14 protein-coding genes are annotated in these 14,638 nt (G+C 32.5%); 4 read left to right on the plus strand and 10 right to left on the minus strand.

Annotated elements, in window-relative coordinates; all coding sequences use genetic code 11:
* Window positions 1-33: 33 nt before the first annotated feature.
* Together KWG70_RS14625 and KWG70_RS14630 are read right to left on the minus strand one after the other, a co-directional pair.
* On the minus strand, window positions 34-2,787 hold the full coding sequence (locus KWG70_RS14625) for a CHAT domain-containing protein (protein WP_230936791.1): 2,754 nt from the start codon (window positions 2,785-2,787) through the stop codon (window positions 34-36).
* Between the two features lie 66 nt (window positions 2,788-2,853).
* Window positions 2,854-3,507 (minus strand): hypothetical protein, encoded by a 654-nt coding sequence (locus KWG70_RS14630; RefSeq protein ID WP_230936792.1) that lies wholly within the window; start codon window positions 3,505-3,507, stop codon window positions 2,854-2,856.
* 88 nt (window positions 3,508-3,595) lie between these two features.
* Here KWG70_RS14630 and KWG70_RS14635 point away from each other — a divergent pair, with 88 nt between their 5' ends.
* Genes KWG70_RS14635 through KWG70_RS14645 form a run of 3 tightly spaced genes read left to right on the plus strand, consistent with a single transcriptional unit; the run spans window position 3,596 to window position 5,760 of the window.
* Complete coding sequence (locus KWG70_RS14635; RefSeq protein WP_230936793.1) at window positions 3,596-4,159, plus strand: RNA polymerase sigma factor; 564 nt, start codon at window positions 3,596-3,598, stop codon at window positions 4,157-4,159.
* Complete coding sequence (locus KWG70_RS14640; protein WP_230936794.1) at window positions 4,156-4,950, plus strand: CDC27 family protein; 795 nt, start codon at window positions 4,156-4,158, stop codon at window positions 4,948-4,950. The genes KWG70_RS14635 and KWG70_RS14640 overlap by 4 nt, the downstream gene beginning before the upstream one ends.
* Window positions 4,951-5,760, plus strand: coding sequence for a DNA/RNA non-specific endonuclease (locus KWG70_RS14645; RefSeq protein WP_230936795.1), 810 nt, complete (start codon window positions 4,951-4,953; stop codon window positions 5,758-5,760).
* Here the strand turns inward: KWG70_RS14645 and KWG70_RS14650 are convergent.
* The 4 genes from KWG70_RS14650 to gcvP form a co-directional block, all read right to left on the minus strand.
* Window positions 5,753-6,610 (minus strand): glycosyltransferase family 2 protein, encoded by an 858-nt coding sequence (locus tag KWG70_RS14650; protein WP_230936796.1) that lies wholly within the window; start codon window positions 6,608-6,610, stop codon window positions 5,753-5,755. The genes KWG70_RS14645 and KWG70_RS14650 overlap by 8 nt on opposite strands.
* Entirely contained in the window at window positions 6,610-7,134 is a 525-nt protein-coding gene (locus KWG70_RS14655) for a methyltransferase domain-containing protein (protein WP_230936797.1), read from the minus strand. The genes KWG70_RS14650 and KWG70_RS14655 overlap by 1 nt, the downstream gene beginning before the upstream one ends.
* 2 nt (window positions 7,135-7,136) lie before the next feature.
* Window positions 7,137-8,198 (minus strand): 3-oxoacyl-ACP synthase III family protein, encoded by a 1,062-nt coding sequence (locus tag KWG70_RS14660; protein WP_230936798.1) that lies wholly within the window; start codon window positions 8,196-8,198, stop codon window positions 7,137-7,139.
* Window positions 8,199-8,377: 179 nt separating this feature from the next.
* On the minus strand, window positions 8,378-11,227 hold the full coding sequence (gcvP, locus tag KWG70_RS14665) for an aminomethyl-transferring glycine dehydrogenase (RefSeq protein ID WP_230936799.1): 2,850 nt from the start codon (window positions 11,225-11,227) through the stop codon (window positions 8,378-8,380).
* Between the two features lie 125 nt (window positions 11,228-11,352).
* Here gcvP and KWG70_RS14670 point away from each other — a divergent pair, with 125 nt between their 5' ends.
* Window positions 11,353-12,186, plus strand: coding sequence for a UbiA prenyltransferase family protein (locus tag KWG70_RS14670; protein ID WP_230936800.1), 834 nt, complete (start codon window positions 11,353-11,355; stop codon window positions 12,184-12,186).
* Here the strand turns inward: KWG70_RS14670 and KWG70_RS14675 are convergent.
* The 4 genes from KWG70_RS14675 to KWG70_RS14690 are packed head-to-tail and all read right to left on the minus strand — an operon-like array spanning window position 12,169 to window position 14,638.
* Window positions 12,169-12,420 (minus strand): glycine dehydrogenase, encoded by a 252-nt coding sequence (locus KWG70_RS14675; RefSeq protein ID WP_230936801.1) that lies wholly within the window; start codon window positions 12,418-12,420, stop codon window positions 12,169-12,171. The two genes, KWG70_RS14670 and KWG70_RS14675, sit on opposite strands and share 18 nt — an antisense overlap.
* Before the next feature lie 3 nt (window positions 12,421-12,423).
* A complete protein-coding gene (locus KWG70_RS14680; protein WP_230936802.1) occupies window positions 12,424-12,975 on the minus strand; it encodes a sigma-70 family RNA polymerase sigma factor in 552 nt (183 codons plus the stop codon).
* A 59-nt stretch (window positions 12,976-13,034) separates the two neighbouring features.
* Window positions 13,035-13,733 (minus strand): YqjF family protein, encoded by a 699-nt coding sequence (locus tag KWG70_RS14685; RefSeq protein WP_230936803.1) that lies wholly within the window; start codon window positions 13,731-13,733, stop codon window positions 13,035-13,037.
* A 5-nt stretch (window positions 13,734-13,738) separates the two neighbouring features.
* Window positions 13,739-14,638, minus strand: coding sequence for a TIGR01777 family oxidoreductase (locus tag KWG70_RS14690; protein WP_230936804.1), 900 nt, complete (start codon window positions 14,636-14,638; stop codon window positions 13,739-13,741).

Here is a 14,638-nt window from a genome sequence, read left to right on the forward strand (position 1 = left end):
AGGTGTTGTATTTACCTACTGTTCCAAAGACATTTAATATGTTACCCTAATTAGTTGTGTTTTTTTTTTTCTTCGGAAGAATAAAGTGATGATTATCAATGAAATAATAGCAAAAATAAAATAGTAAATAGTATCGAAATCATTATTAAATTCGATGTCGCTAGCATCGCCAATTAGAATAAACGAAGACCAATAGTATGGTGAAGCTTGACTTAAAGAATTATTCTCTAGGTACTTCAATTTTGCGTTATGAAGTGCTAAAGATTTATTTTGACCTTCTTTTAAGTTTTCATAAAATGAATTTAGCAATTGGGTAGATGCCTTATCGTTAACCTCCCAAAGTGTTGGTAGTACGCTATGCGATCCTGTATTAAAGAAACCGCGAGATAAACTCATAACACCTTCACCTTTATATAACTCACCTAAAGAAGTGTTGCAAGCACTTAATACAACTAAGTCTGGAGTATTATTTAAATGATAAAGATCATTTAAATCTACTTTTGAGTTATAAAAAGAAATCCATGGGCTGATACTATCATTAGCATTAGCATGAGAGGCAATATGTATGATTTTAGAATTATGATTTTTATTTAAAAAAGTTTCTTTTAATGCATTTTTTCTAAGATATAGCTTAGAAGAAATTATACGATCAATAGATTTTAATTCTTCCTCAGAATAGGAAAGCGTTGAAAGGTTAGATGTAAATTCAACTGGAGCAAAACCTGTGAGGTTGTATTTGTTTACTCTATTAATTTTATCATTTTCACTCAAAAATGTAAGCGAATATGCATAGTTTATTTCATTTTGAAATATAAGATAACTGTTTTCATCTGTTGAGGTAAGAAGTGATTCAAAAGGAATATTTTGCAAATAATAATCAGGAACAATCGTTAACTTTTTATCATTTATAAATGGGTGAATTTCCTTAGGAAATAATGTGGAATACATCGTATACGAGACCGTTTTAAATGAGTCAATGGCTTCTTGATTATCAAATGGTGTTTCTAATAATCTCCTATATGTAAGCGCTAAATCCTTTAATGCATCAAAATCTTCAATTTTGAATAGTTTAGTAATGGTTTTCGATATTAGTAAGCCATAACCTTCTTCATCATCAAGAATGTATTCTAGATATGCATTATTGTCGTCGATATATTCCGATTTGAATGCTTCTAAATTTATAACATTGGCTGCTTTATGAGTTTTGAAATAAAATTTGGTTTCCGAATCAAGAGAATTTATAAACTCATTATAGTCATTTTTGGCTAATAGTAAAAGACTTTGAACAGAATCTGTTTTTTTAGAAACTGAAAGCTCTTCTAGCTTAGCAATTTCATTTTTAAAAGCCATTTCTTGATTGATTATTTTTTCAGAAATATTAGAGTTATTTCTCGACACCTTTAACATTACATCTTCTAATAATAAAAAGGACTTATTTTTTTCAATAAAATAGAAGGCTCTTTCATAATCTTTTGATAAATAGCTGGCTTTTACAGCAGACATATAAATTTCAGTAGCCGTTTTTCTCCAAAATAATTTTGACTTATATTCTTGACTTTCTAACCTGGCTTGTTCTACCAAATAATGTGCTAACTCTAAAGTTTTTAATGCTTCTTTTAGATAGTCAGTCTTACTAGATTCTTTTTCAGCTAATTTTAACCAAACATTTGCCTTATCGCTAAGTCCAGCAATCAACTGAAATTTCATTTTTGAATTTGACAAATCTTGTTTAGTTGGAAGATTTTTAATGTTAGACGTGTCTAAGTCAACTAATTTAGAGATAGCTGTTTGAGCATTTGTCAGAGCTTTACTATAATTTTCAAAAAACAGATAATGAATACTAAGGTTTCTATGAATCATAACTTCAGTGGCGGTATCCAAATAATAACTCAAAGCTTTATTAAAATAAAGCTCAGCATCTTCACTTTCAGACTTTAAATATAGAACACCAATATCATTATAAGTTTTTCCTAATAAATAATCATTTTCTAATTCCATTGCTATAGATAAAGCTTTATCTAAATTGATTTTTCCATTAGAAAAATCATAATCAAACCTATCTATATAAATATTGCCTAATTGATTATATAATGTATGTATATATTTTTTACTTACATCGTTGGAAGACTCTTCGTCTGCATTGGTAATATTTACAAACTCTGTTGCACTAGATAATACATCTACACCATACTTTAAGCTATTAGGTGTATTTATTCGTTTACATGCTTGACCTATCCCTATAGCACTTCTTACGTAATAATCATTAAAATTTAGTCGTTTAGCGATAGTTTTACTGAGTTCGTAATGATCTTTTGAATTATGATATTGCCCTATAGTAAAATAAATTTCAGCCATTTGAAATGCTCCTTGAATTGCATATTTATCTGGAGTTTCATATTGAAGTAGTCTATTGTATGTTTTTAGAGCGTTTTCTAAATCATATGTTTTTCTTTCGTAAAATCCAAGACTGTATAAGTTTCTTCTGTATAATGTTGTTTTGTTATAATTAAGAGAATCCATTTGCTGTAAATTCTCTTTGTTGAGTTCAATAGCTTTTGAGAGATTACCTTGTTTGCGATACCACTTTGCTAATTCATATGTTTCTAAAAATAACAGATCTAAATTCTCATTTTTTTTATGAGCATTAAGTAGAGAGTCAAACTTTTGTTCTTTTTCAAGTTTGTCAACTTTACTTGAAGAGATATCTTTAAAAGTTTGCGAAATATCCTGTGAAAAAATTCTAATGGATGTGATTAGAAATAATCCGATTAATATTGAGTTTTTCAATTTGTGGTAATAATTATTAGGTTAATAAAAGGCAAAAGGGTAGCTTTTACACTACCCTTTGAATTTTTAATCTATAATTTCGGTTGAAAAGCAATAAGCATAATCTACACTAATGTCTGGATCATCTGGATCAATAACTGTATTATCTGGGTCTGGTGGTGGTGGATCTTTTTTCTTACCATTAACATCAGTAACACCAGTTCCAGTTGAGTTACTAGTACTTCCTCCATCAGAATTACCAGTATGGTCGTGTCCTGGTATTACACCGTCTTGGTGTCCTATACTAGATATATAGGCATTAAACTCATGTACATCTACTATCCATCTTTCAATATTTCCACAATCTGGGTTTGACGCATATTCAACTGAAAAAATTGTAAAATTGTTCATCATTTCATTTCTGTAATGAATATTAAATGGGCCAACAAAACTACCTACATAATTTGCCTCTAACAAGGACATATCTAAATACATTGTATAGGTGTGAGTACCAAAAGGAATTTCATTTAATACAATCAAGTTTGGGTTGTTCAAAGGAATTGGATCAGATGTCCGTTCTTGATTTGAGTTTTCGTTGTGAGATTTTTTTGAATAGGTTTCTGTCTTTAACTTTTCTTCAAGAACTGATTCTTCATAATCTGTTTGAAGTTGGTCAACAGAACAACTCATCGATAGCATTAAAGCTAAAACGGTGAGTAATTTAAATGTGTTTGTTTTCATAATATTTGTTGTTTTCCCCATCTGTTCATAAATATATATATTTGTTACCCATAAAAAAATAAAAATATTCAAGCGACAATAAAAACAGATGAAAGACCCTCATTATTTCTTAAACGGACTCGTTAATAATAATGAGCGTATTGTTAGAGAAATTTATAAAAATTCGTTTCGTCAAGTCTTGAGTTTTATTTCAAACAATAGAGGTCAACGTACAGATGCTGATGATATTTTTCAAAAAGCTTTAATGCAAATCATGGTTCGGGCAAAAACCAGACCCTTTTCTATAAATTCATCTTTTGAAGCCTTTTTATTTGTGTCCTGTAAAAACTTATGGCGCAGAGAATTAAATAAAAAGAAAAGAGAGGTAACAAATGATCAGGTTATTGAACATATAACTGAAGAACGAGACTTAGCTTTAAGTGTTCTTGAACAAGAGCGTTGGGAATTTTTTCAAGAAAAGCTTAAATTGATCTCTGATAATTGTCAGCAGGTATTAAAACAAGTTTTTAGTAAAATGTCTTATAAAGATATAGCTGAACGACTTGGATATAATTCTGAGAATGTTGTAAGGCAAAGGGTTTTTAAATGTAAAACCAAGCTAGTAGAATTAATTAAATCTGATATGAAGTATCTACAGCTAAAAGAAATATGAGTCTAACTGAGAATCAAATACAGCAAATTGAAGACTATCTTAAGGGCAAGCTTTCTAAAGAAGAATTACTAGTTTTTGAGAAAGAGTTAGAGACTAATTCTAAATTACAAGAATATCTTGACATTGCCAAACAGATGGAGGTTGTTTATGGTGATGACAATTGGCTGTTTGCTCAAAATAAAGATTCTGAAGATTTAAAAACTATGGAGGGTTATCTCAATAGTGAAGAAGGGCAACAAGCGAAATTTTTTTTTGAGAAAATGAAAGCTTCTAATACTCCTGTAAGGCGTATAAAGAAGTCTTATGTATATATTGCAATTGCAGCCTCATTGTTACTGCTTCTAACCATTCCTTTTGTCTTGAATTCAAATTTAAGTTATGATGAATTGTATGCGAACTATTCAGATTACTCTAATTTACCTTCTTTTGTTAGTAGAAATAATGCAGCACAAAATAGATTAGCTGAAGCCGAAGAATTATTTAAAAATAAGAACTATAAGGATGCTTTAGAACTATTTCAATCAAACCTAGAAGCATCAAACAATAAAGGTTCCATTTATATATATCAAGGCTTATCTCAAATTGAGTTACAACAATATAATCATGCAGAGCAAACTTTTAATACACTTATTGGGAGTGGTTTAATTGATTCTGAAAAAGGCTATTGGTATAAGGCTTTACTGTATTTGAAGCAAGATAAAAAGGAGGAGTCAAAGGCCATTTTAAATCGCATTATTTCTGAGTCGCTTTTTAATTATGAAAAAGCCAAAGACTTACTAAACGAGTTGTAAATGAATAAAAAAACGATTTATTCAATTATAGCAGTTTTAATAATTGTTGGTATTTATGGGTATGAGCATTTTTTAAAAGAAGAAGCTTCTGCCGAAATAATTAAACAAGGTCAAACAGTTAAAACTGATACCAACGAATACTTTTTACCTACAAGCACCACAGGACAAATTGTGCATCATGATGGTTATTCTTTATCATACAGTGAACCTCATGAACAAGCCGAATGGGTAGCTTACGAATTAAAGAAATCGCACTTATCTAATACCAATTTTAAACGCCCTTATTTTGAAATTGATAACACCGTAAAAACTGGTGCAGCCCATTGGCGAAATTATAAGAAATCTGGTTATGATCGTGGGCATTTATGTCCTGCAGGAGATAGAAAGTATAGTCAGGTTGCACATGATGAGACCTTTTTAACGAGTAATATTAGTCCGCAAGAACATAGTTTCAATTCCGGAATATGGAATACGCTTGAGCAAAAAGTGCGTTATTGGGCAAGAAAATATGATGGGGTTTTTGTGGTTACTGGAGGTGTTTTAAAAGGAAAGATGAAAACAATAGGAGAAGAGGAAGTTAGTGTACCCAATCAGTTTTATAAAGTCCTCATCGATAATAATACGGGTAAAACAAAGATTATTGCATTTTTAATGCCTCATAAAAACTCTAATGAACCACTTTATAAATTTGTAGTGTCTGTAGATGAAGTAGAACAACTTACAGGAATTGATTTCTTTCCAGAACTTGATGATGCTACTGAAAATAAGCTAGAAGCATCAAGTAGCTATAAAGATTGGAGTTTTAATTAAACAACTTCAGTTTTCTCAATATACCTTTCCAACGTAAAGCTCGAATAAATTGGCCTTGTTCTTTAGTTACCAAATACTGTGTATTGGTACGTTTCGCTCTAAAATATCCAGACATATAGTCTTTAAATAGTTTAAAACTTTTCTTTTTTGAAGCTAATTTTAATGCTGAAATGAGAGTAATTATAAAACCATAACGCATTTTGTACATAGCTTCACCTTGCAAATATTTTGAAGCCTTGTTGTAACTAATTCCTGTAGGTTTAAGATGTTTAACATGCAGAGATTCGTCAGTTAACAATTCCCAATTATGGTATTTAGCTAGAAGCTCATCAACAGTATCCCAACCCATAGACGGTTTGAGTTTGTCAATATCTAGAAAACACTGTTTTCGATAGGCTTTCAATGCACCGCGAATATGGTCTTTACGTGTGAGATTTTCTAATACCCAATTACTATTTTTTTCAATATAGCAGAAACCTGCTGCCATTCCTAAAGTTTTATTTTGATTGAAATGCTCTGCCAGTTGTTCTAAATAATTCTCAGGGAAAATAAGATCGGCATCAAACTTACAAATCACGTCATATTGTTCATCTAGTGTGTTATAACCTTTGTAAAAAGCATTAATGATCTTAGAACCTGGTAAATGCTCATCTGTGGAAACCGTATTGACTAGAGATATATTAGAATGTACTTCAGCGTAAGCTTCGATAATTTGTTGTGTGCGATCTGTAGAATTATCATTGACGACTACAATACGTTTTGCAGAAAGTGTTTGAGAAGTTAGAGAGTCTAAAGTTTGAGCTATAGAATCTTCTTCATTATGAGCTGGAATGACAATATAGAAGTTCATTATTTTATTCGTTCGGCATAAACAATATAATATCTTGGTGTAAACCAACGTAATAATGGACGTATTCCAATCTTTTTTGTTGGATTTGTCCATTTTTCAGTAGCAATAATTTTCCAACCTGCTTTTTCCAGTAACCAATCAAATTGCCAATCTTCAAACTCATGGTAATGTCGATCTCGCATATCTGTTTTACTTCTATAAGCTGAAGCAAACCATAATTTTAGTGGAATACTAGCTACTAGCTTATCTGCTTTGATTGATCTTAAAACAGTGAAAGGAGAGAGGAGGTGCTCAAAAATTTCAAAAGCGGTAACGACATTTGCTTTTGAATTTTCTATTTCCGAAGTGTCAAAGTCTAAATCTATTCCTGAAGTGTTTTCAACAGAAAACCCGTTTGATTTTAAAATATCTGACAATGGATTTTCAACACCTAAATCTAAAATAGATTCGGAATTGTCAATATGACTTTTTAAAAACTCAACTGTATGTTTAAACCGTTTATTGGGAAACGTTTTTTCGTACATTATTAATATTTGTATACAATGGCATTAATGTGCATTCCTGCACCAACGCTAGCAAATATAATAACATCACCTTTATTAAGGGATTGATTTTTAATTTTATTGTTACGAATTAAATCAAAAAGTGTAGGTACTGTAGCAACAGAACTATTACCAAGCTTATGAATACTCATTGGCATCACACCTTCTGGCGCTTGTGTTTTGTACAATCTATAAAAGCGTTTGATAATGGCTTCATCCATTTTTTCATTGGCTTGATGTATCAATATCTTTTTAACATCTTTTATATCTACACCACTTTGGTCAAGACAAGATTTCATGGCATTAGGAACATTATTCAATGCAAATTCATAGATCTTACGACCATGCATTTTAATATATCTCGTATCACGACATAGGTCTTGATTGTTAGAATTTCCGAAGTACAAATAATAGGCTTCATCGTAGGTATATGACGCTGTCTCATGTGCTAAAATCCCGCCTTCTTCATCATCAGAGGCTTCTACAACTGTAGCTCCAGCTCCATCACTGTAAATCATTGAATCCCTATCGTGTTTATCGACAACACGTGATAGCGTTTCACTACCAATAACGAGGCATTTTTTAGCCATACCAGCTTTTATAAATGCTTGTGCCTGAATTACACCTTCTACCCAACCTGGGCAACCAAAAAGAATATCGTAAGCCACACATTTAGGATTTTTTATACGTAAGCTGTGTTTGACTCTGGAAGCTAAACAAGGTAAAATATCAGATTGAACAGTATTCGATTTTACGTCACCAAAATTGTGAGCACAAATGATATAATCTAATTCTTCTGCGTTAATATTTGCATCTTCTATGGCTTTTTGCGCAGCCAAGAATCCTAAATCTGATGAGGTGAGTTGCGGATCGGCATAACGTCGTTCAACAATACCAGTAATAGCTTTGAACTTGTCTACAATGATTTCATTTGGATGCTCGATATGACTTCCATCAATATTTAAAAATTTATGTTGATGAAAATCTTCATTTTTTTCTACTTCATTTGGGATGTAACTTCCACTTCCTGTTATTTTTATTGACATATGTTGTAATTTTTGAACATTACGATTTACTAATGTAGTTAATTCTAAATGTCTTGAGACAATCTTAGTTAAATAAGTTAAGATTTTTATCAAATTCTTAAAAAATCGAGTGTTAATTGCCTATAATTAAAAAAGCGCACCTCTTTTTGGCACGCTTTTAAATTTAAATTAAGTTTTGACTAGACTTCCATATATTCTTCAATAGGAGCACAAGTACAAATTAAATTTCGATCTCCGTAAGCATCATCAACACGACGTACACTTGGCCAAAACTTGTTATCTCTAACATAGTCTAAAGGAAATGCAGCTTGTTGACGTGTATACGGTAAAAGCCACTCATCACTGGTGATCATATCCATGGTGTGAGGTGCATTCTTTAATACATTATTATCATTTTCTTTTGTAATGACATCAATCTCATGCTTGATTGAAATCATTGCATCACAGAAACGATCCATTTCTTGTTTACTTTCGCTTTCAGTAGGTTCTATCATCATTGTGCCAGCAACAGGAAAAGATACGGTTGGCGCATGAAAACCATAATCCATCAAACGTTTAGCAATATCAACCACTTCGATACCATGTGCTTTAAACGGTCGACAATCGATAATCATTTCATGTGCTGCGCGTCCACGTTCTCCAGAATATAAGGTTTCATAAGCACCTTCAAGACGCTTTTTAATGTAGTTGGCATTTAGAATAGCCATTTCTGTTGATCTTTTTAATCCAGAGGCCCCTAACATTTTAATGTAACCATATGAGATGAGACATGCTAAAGATGATCCAAAAGGAGCACTCGAAATTGCAGTAATCGCTTTGTCTCCTCCTGTTTTTATTAATGGATTTCCAGGAAGGAATGGTACCAACTGTTTTGCTACGCATATTGGTCCAACACCTGGTCCACCACCTCCATGAGGAATGGCAAACGTTTTATGTAAATTAAGATGACAAACATCGGCACCTATGTTTCCAGGATTGGTTAATCCTACTTGCGCATTCATATTTGCACCATCCATATAAACTTGACCACCATTATCATGAATAATTTGTGTGATCTCTTTTATTGCAGATTCATACACGCCGTGTGTCGACGGGTAAGTTACCATTAATGCAGATAGATTGTCTTTATGTAACTCTGCTTTCTCACGTAGATCTTCGACATCAATATTTCCTTCCTCAGTAGATTTTGTGACAACAACCTTCATTCCAGCCATAACTGCACTTGCTGGATTTGTTCCGTGAGCAGATGATGGAATAATACAAATATTTCTATGGTGATCACCACGAGATTCATGGTAAGCTTTAATCACCATAAGTCCGGCAAATTCTCCTTGAGCTCCAGAGTTTGGTTGAAGAGATGTACCTGCAAAACCTGTAATTTCGGTCAATTGGTCTTCAAGTTCTTTTAGAACTGTATGATAACCATTAGCTTGTTCTACTGGAACAAATGGGTGAATTTTACCCCATTTAAACCAACTTAAGGGTAGCATTTCTGAGGCAGCATTAAGTTTCATTGTACAGGAACCCAATGAAATCATAGAGTGATTTAATGCCAAATCTTTACGCTCTAAAGATTTAATATAACGCATCAATTCAGTTTCAGAATGATGCGTATTAAAAACAGGTTCTTGTAAAAATTCTGTTTGACGTTTTAGAGCATCATTAATTTCATTTCCTTCAGTAATACTGCTAATATCGATAGCATCTTTATTGACGCTTTTTGCAAACACAGAAACGATAGCATTTAATTCGGCTAAGGTTGTTGGTTCATTTATAGATAATACAACTTCATCGTCGCTAGGATAGTAGAAGTTAATATTATTGCTTTCTGCTTCTGCCTTGATCGTTTTGGCATCTGCTTTTAGATGTAATGTATCAAAGAAGTTAGTGTTGATTTGTTCAAAACCTAATGCTTTTAAAGTATTGGATAGGGTTACCGCTTTGTTATGAATATCGCTAGCGATGAATTCTAATCCTTTCGGCCCATGATATACGGTGTACATTCCTGCCATAACTGCTAGTAAAACCTGAGCAGTACAAATATTTGATGTGGCTTTAGCACGTTTTATATGTTGTTCACGAGTTTGAAGCGCCATACGTAGGGCTCTATTACCATTTGCATCTTTAGTTACACCAATGATACGACCAGGAATATCACGTTTATATGCTTCCTTTGTTGCAAAGTATGCAGCATGAGGACCGCCATAGCCCATTGGAATTCCAAAACGTTGTGTGGTACCAACCACAACATCTGCACCAAACTTCCCAGGAGCTTCTAATTTAATCAAACTCATAATGTCTGCAGCGACAGCAACCTTAATTCGTGCTGCATTTGCATTTTTAATGAATGACTTAATATCTGTTACTTGTCCGTGTTTTCCTGGATATTGTAAAATAGCACCAAAGAAATCTTCGGAAAAATCAAACGTATCTTCGTTGCCTATTACTAATTCAATTCCGATAGGATTTGCTCTTGTTTGCAACAGCGAAAGTGTTTGAGGTAGTATATTTTCAGAAACAAAAAACTTATTGATATCAGCTTTTTTCTGATCACGTTCACGAACAGCAAATAATAAGCTCATCGCTTCGGCTGCTGCAGTACTTTCATCTAAAAGAGATGCATTAGCGATTTCCATGCCAGTAAGGTCTGTAACCATGGTTTGGAAATTTAATAAAGCTTCTAAACGACCTTGAGCAATTTCAGCTTGATAAGGCGTATAAGCCGTATACCAACCTGGGTTTTCTAAAATATTTCTCTGAATTACGGCAGGTAAAATTGTTGGGTGATATCCTAAACCTATATATGTTTTGAATACTTTATTCTTCTTTGAAAGGTCGTAGATATGCAATAAATACTCTTGTTCGCTCATTGGAGCATCAAGATCTAAATCTGACTTTAAACGAATACCATCAGGAATAGTTTCATAGATCAATTGTTCTGTAGAATCTACACCAATGGTTTGTAACATTTGCTTTTGATCCTCATCTCTCGGACCAATGTGACGTAGTGAAAAATCTGTTGTATTCATTAATGACGTTTGAGTTGTGTTTTTATTTTTGCAAAATTAAGCAAATAATACCCTATAATTGTTAACGAAAATGAAACTTTTCAACCATTTGAATTGGTTATTAACAGTTTGACTATTTTTGTAGTATGCGTGTTTTGAAAACCATATTGGATTTTTATATTAATAGTAGTATTCATGTGGCTTTAGCAGTATATGCACTGTCTTGGCTAACCTTGTTACAATTTGATATTGCCTATGATGAACATATACTTTATTTTATATTTTTTTCGACCGTTACAGGATATAACTTTATTAAGTATTTTGGACTAGCAAAATTTCATCATCGTAGTCTGGCAGGTTGGCTAAAAGCCATACAAGTTTTTTCATTATTTAGCTTTATTGCACTAGTATATTATGTCTTTAAACTTGAAAAGCAAACATTGATATATGTAAGCCTATTTGGAGTTATGACATTTTTATATGCTATCCCTTTAGTTCCAAAGAAGATTTTTTTAGATAAACAGCAAAATTTGCGAAGTATAAGTGGGTTAAAAATTTATATTATCGCTTTAGTATGGGCAGGCGTGACCGTTTTTTTACCACTACTAAACAATGAATATCCCATATCATATGATGTGATCATAACTACCATACAGCGATTTTTATTTGTCATCGCCTTGATGTTGCCTTTTGAAATTCGAGATCTAGTATATGATAGCTTAAAACTGTCTACAATACCACAGCGTATAGGAATTTTAAAAACGAAATTATTAGGATTTGTATTGCTAATTTTATTTTTTATCCTAGAATTTTTTAAAGATGAAATGAATCAAGACCGGCTTTTAATTCATATCATAATTACCATTGTTACTTTAGTGATGGTACTCTTTGCGAGAGAAAATCAGAATAAATATTATAGTGCATTTTGGGTAGAGAGTTTACCCATCTGGTGGTTGGTGTTACTATTGATGCTTCGCTAATTCCTTTTCAAAAGCAGATTTAAGGCCCTCTTTTGAGGATGCATCTAAGGTTACTGGCTTCTTTGTAACCAGCTTTGTTAATTTAGTGTTGTTTTTTGTGTATTTTCGACACGCTTTACAATACAGTAAATGTATATTTAATTTTATTTTTTCCCACAATGTAGCCTCTTTGTATTGTGTTTTATCACATACATGATTAGCTTCTTCACAAGGGATTATAATTTTGTTACTCATAATTTAAAACCAATTTTTTTCTAGGCAAGCAGCCATGGCTGTTCTAGCTCTATGGATGATTACCCATAGGTTAGACGCAGTAATGTCTAATTCATTACAAATGGCTTCAGTTTCATAATTTAAAATTGTTTTCATCTCGAAAACTTGAGCTTGCTTTTCAGGTAATTTTCCTAAACAGTTATCAATAGCTAGACCTAATTCTGTGTTTTCGATGGTATCTTCGGCCGTTTTATCAAAAGGATCAGCAACGCGTTCTTCTAACCAATCACCTTCACTTTCATCACCACTGTAGCTCATTCTAACTTCAGCTTTACCTTTATTAGAATTAATTTTACGGTAGTAATCAATAATCTTTCGTTTCAAAATAGAAATGAGCCAAGTTCTCTCACTTGCTTCTCCTTTAAAATTCTTCATAGATTTTAAACCAGCTACAAAGGTATCTTGCACTAAATCTTTTGCAATCTCTCTATCATTTACACGTGTGATGGTGTAATTAAAGAGATAATCGGAATATAGATTTATCCACTGATTTGGATCTATAACGTGTTTTGGCATTTCTTCTTCTGAAAAATTTATTTCAAAAATAATGTAAAAAAATGATTTTATCTAAAGTTTTAGCGATGTATGGTTTTTTTGTTTTTTACACTAACCTCTGAACCTTCTGCAAGAATCACAGAAGTTGGTTTGACCTTATCAAGAAATTTAAAAGATGTACCGTAATTAGACTCAAAATTTACATCAATTTTAAAGTTGATCACCTTTAGTTGTCGCCATGATGGATGTACCACTTCATATTCATAAGTTGTATTGCCATATTTAGTGTAACCAAAATAGTGTTCTGTTATAAATTGTTCTTCCGAGCCATCTGTAATGGCTGTATACTCTTTTTCAGTTTCTATCAAAATAGATTGCCAATCGTTCTTGAGTTTCCATTGGTATTCAAATTGTTTACAATTGTTATCCTCTATCCATCGGTGTTTCATTTTATGAGTTTCATAATGTTCATGATAGATAGAATTTGCAACCCAAGTAATTAGCGGTTTTGGAACAATTTCTTTAATAAATACCACACCTCTTTTATTATTGTGTTTAACATAGAACCGTAGGTTTACCTCTTCAAAGTTTACATGACCAGGAAGTTTTATACCTAAAACTTTTGTATTCATGAACATAAATCCAACGATGCTAACATAACATTTACCATTAAAAAAGTCTAATTCGGTTCCTTTAGGTACATAAGGAAGTAATACACTAGGATCAATTTCGTAGTTAATAAGCACTAGGTTTTTCCAATACGCGTTTAAGAAAGTCATAACTATTAGTTTAAAAGGTCATCAAGTGCAATTTCTATATCTGAATGTATGAATTTAAATCCGTTATCCAATAATCGTTTGGGCACTACATTTCTACTTTTTAATACTAATTCTGGTTCTGTACCAATAAGTTTTGCTCCAAGTCTAATAAGCCATTCTGGATGAGAGATTCCAACAGGCATGCGCATAACTTTTCTAAAGCCTTTCATAAGTGTTTTATTGGTTGTTGGTTTAGGAACAGATAGATTAAACTGCCCTTCAAGTTGTTTATTTTCAATTAAGAACTCTATAGCTCTAGCAAAATCCAGTTCATGAATCCAACTTACTTTCTGATTTCCAGAGGCCTGTTTTCCACCTAGACCAAATCGCACTAAGCTTTTTAAAGGTTTGGTTGCACCTCCTTTTTTTCCCATTACGATAGACGTACGTAAGGCGATCTTTCTAGTTTTAGGATTAGTGATTTCGTAGAAAGTTTGTTCCCAAGATTTTGCAATATTCATTGAAAAATCATTACCAATATCTCCATTTTGTTCTGTCATCTCTTTCTCAAGCGAATGCTCATATATGGTCGCTGTAGAGGAATTTAGCCAAACTTCAGGTGGTTGATCACATAAATTGATGGCTAAACCCAGAGCATGAGTAGAATCCATTCGAGAATCATAAATTAGTTTTTTGTTAACCTCATTATACCTGCAATCAACTGACTTTCCTGTAAGGTTTATGAGTATATCTGTTTGCTCTAAAATAGTCGTCCATTGATCTAGATCTTTAGCATTCCAATAGATATCATTATCCCGTTTTGGATCTCGAGTTAAGATAAAAACTTTGTTTCCTTTTTTAGAGAAGTAGCGCTCTAGGATTTGTCCTAGAAATCCGCTACCTCCCGCTATAGTTATTGTTTTCAT

Origin of the sequence: Psychroserpens luteolus, from assembly GCF_021032705.1 — a bacterium.
Classification (GTDB): Bacteria; Bacteroidota; Bacteroidia; order Flavobacteriales; family Flavobacteriaceae; genus Psychroserpens; species Psychroserpens luteolus.

What these genes read in the sequence shown, in the direction of transcription:
- KWG70_RS14630 (WP_230936792.1), bottom strand. Translation starts at nt 3,507, where the DNA reads ATGAAAACAAACACATTTAAATTACTCACCGTTTTAGCTTTAATGCTA.
- KWG70_RS14635 (WP_230936793.1), top strand. Translation starts at nt 3,596, where the DNA reads ATGAAAGACCCTCATTATTTCTTAAACGGACTCGTTAATAATAATGAG.
- KWG70_RS14640 (WP_230936794.1), top strand. Translation starts at nt 4,156, where the DNA reads ATGAGTCTAACTGAGAATCAAATACAGCAAATTGAAGACTATCTTAAG.
- KWG70_RS14645 (WP_230936795.1), top strand. Translation starts at nt 4,951, where the DNA reads ATGAATAAAAAAACGATTTATTCAATTATAGCAGTTTTAATAATTGTT.
- KWG70_RS14650 (WP_230936796.1), bottom strand. Translation starts at nt 6,610, where the DNA reads ATGAACTTCTATATTGTCATTCCAGCTCATAATGAAGAAGATTCTATA.
- KWG70_RS14655 (WP_230936797.1), bottom strand. Translation starts at nt 7,134, where the DNA reads ATGTACGAAAAAACGTTTCCCAATAAACGGTTTAAACATACAGTTGAG.
- KWG70_RS14660 (WP_230936798.1), bottom strand. Translation starts at nt 8,198, where the DNA reads ATGTCAATAAAAATAACAGGAAGTGGAAGTTACATCCCAAATGAAGTA.
- gcvP (WP_230936799.1), bottom strand. Translation starts at nt 11,227, where the DNA reads ATGAATACAACAGATTTTTCACTACGTCACATTGGTCCGAGAGATGAG.
- KWG70_RS14670 (WP_230936800.1), top strand. Translation starts at nt 11,353, where the DNA reads ATGCGTGTTTTGAAAACCATATTGGATTTTTATATTAATAGTAGTATT.
- KWG70_RS14675 (WP_230936801.1), bottom strand. Translation starts at nt 12,420, where the DNA reads ATGAGTAACAAAATTATAATCCCTTGTGAAGAAGCTAATCATGTATGT.
- KWG70_RS14680 (WP_230936802.1), bottom strand. Translation starts at nt 12,975, where the DNA reads ATGCCAAAACACGTTATAGATCCAAATCAGTGGATAAATCTATATTCC.
- KWG70_RS14685 (WP_230936803.1), bottom strand. Translation starts at nt 13,733, where the DNA reads ATGACTTTCTTAAACGCGTATTGGAAAAACCTAGTGCTTATTAACTAC.
- KWG70_RS14690 (WP_230936804.1), bottom strand. Translation starts at nt 14,638, where the DNA reads ATGAAAACAATAACTATAGCGGGAGGTAGCGGATTTCTAGGACAAATC.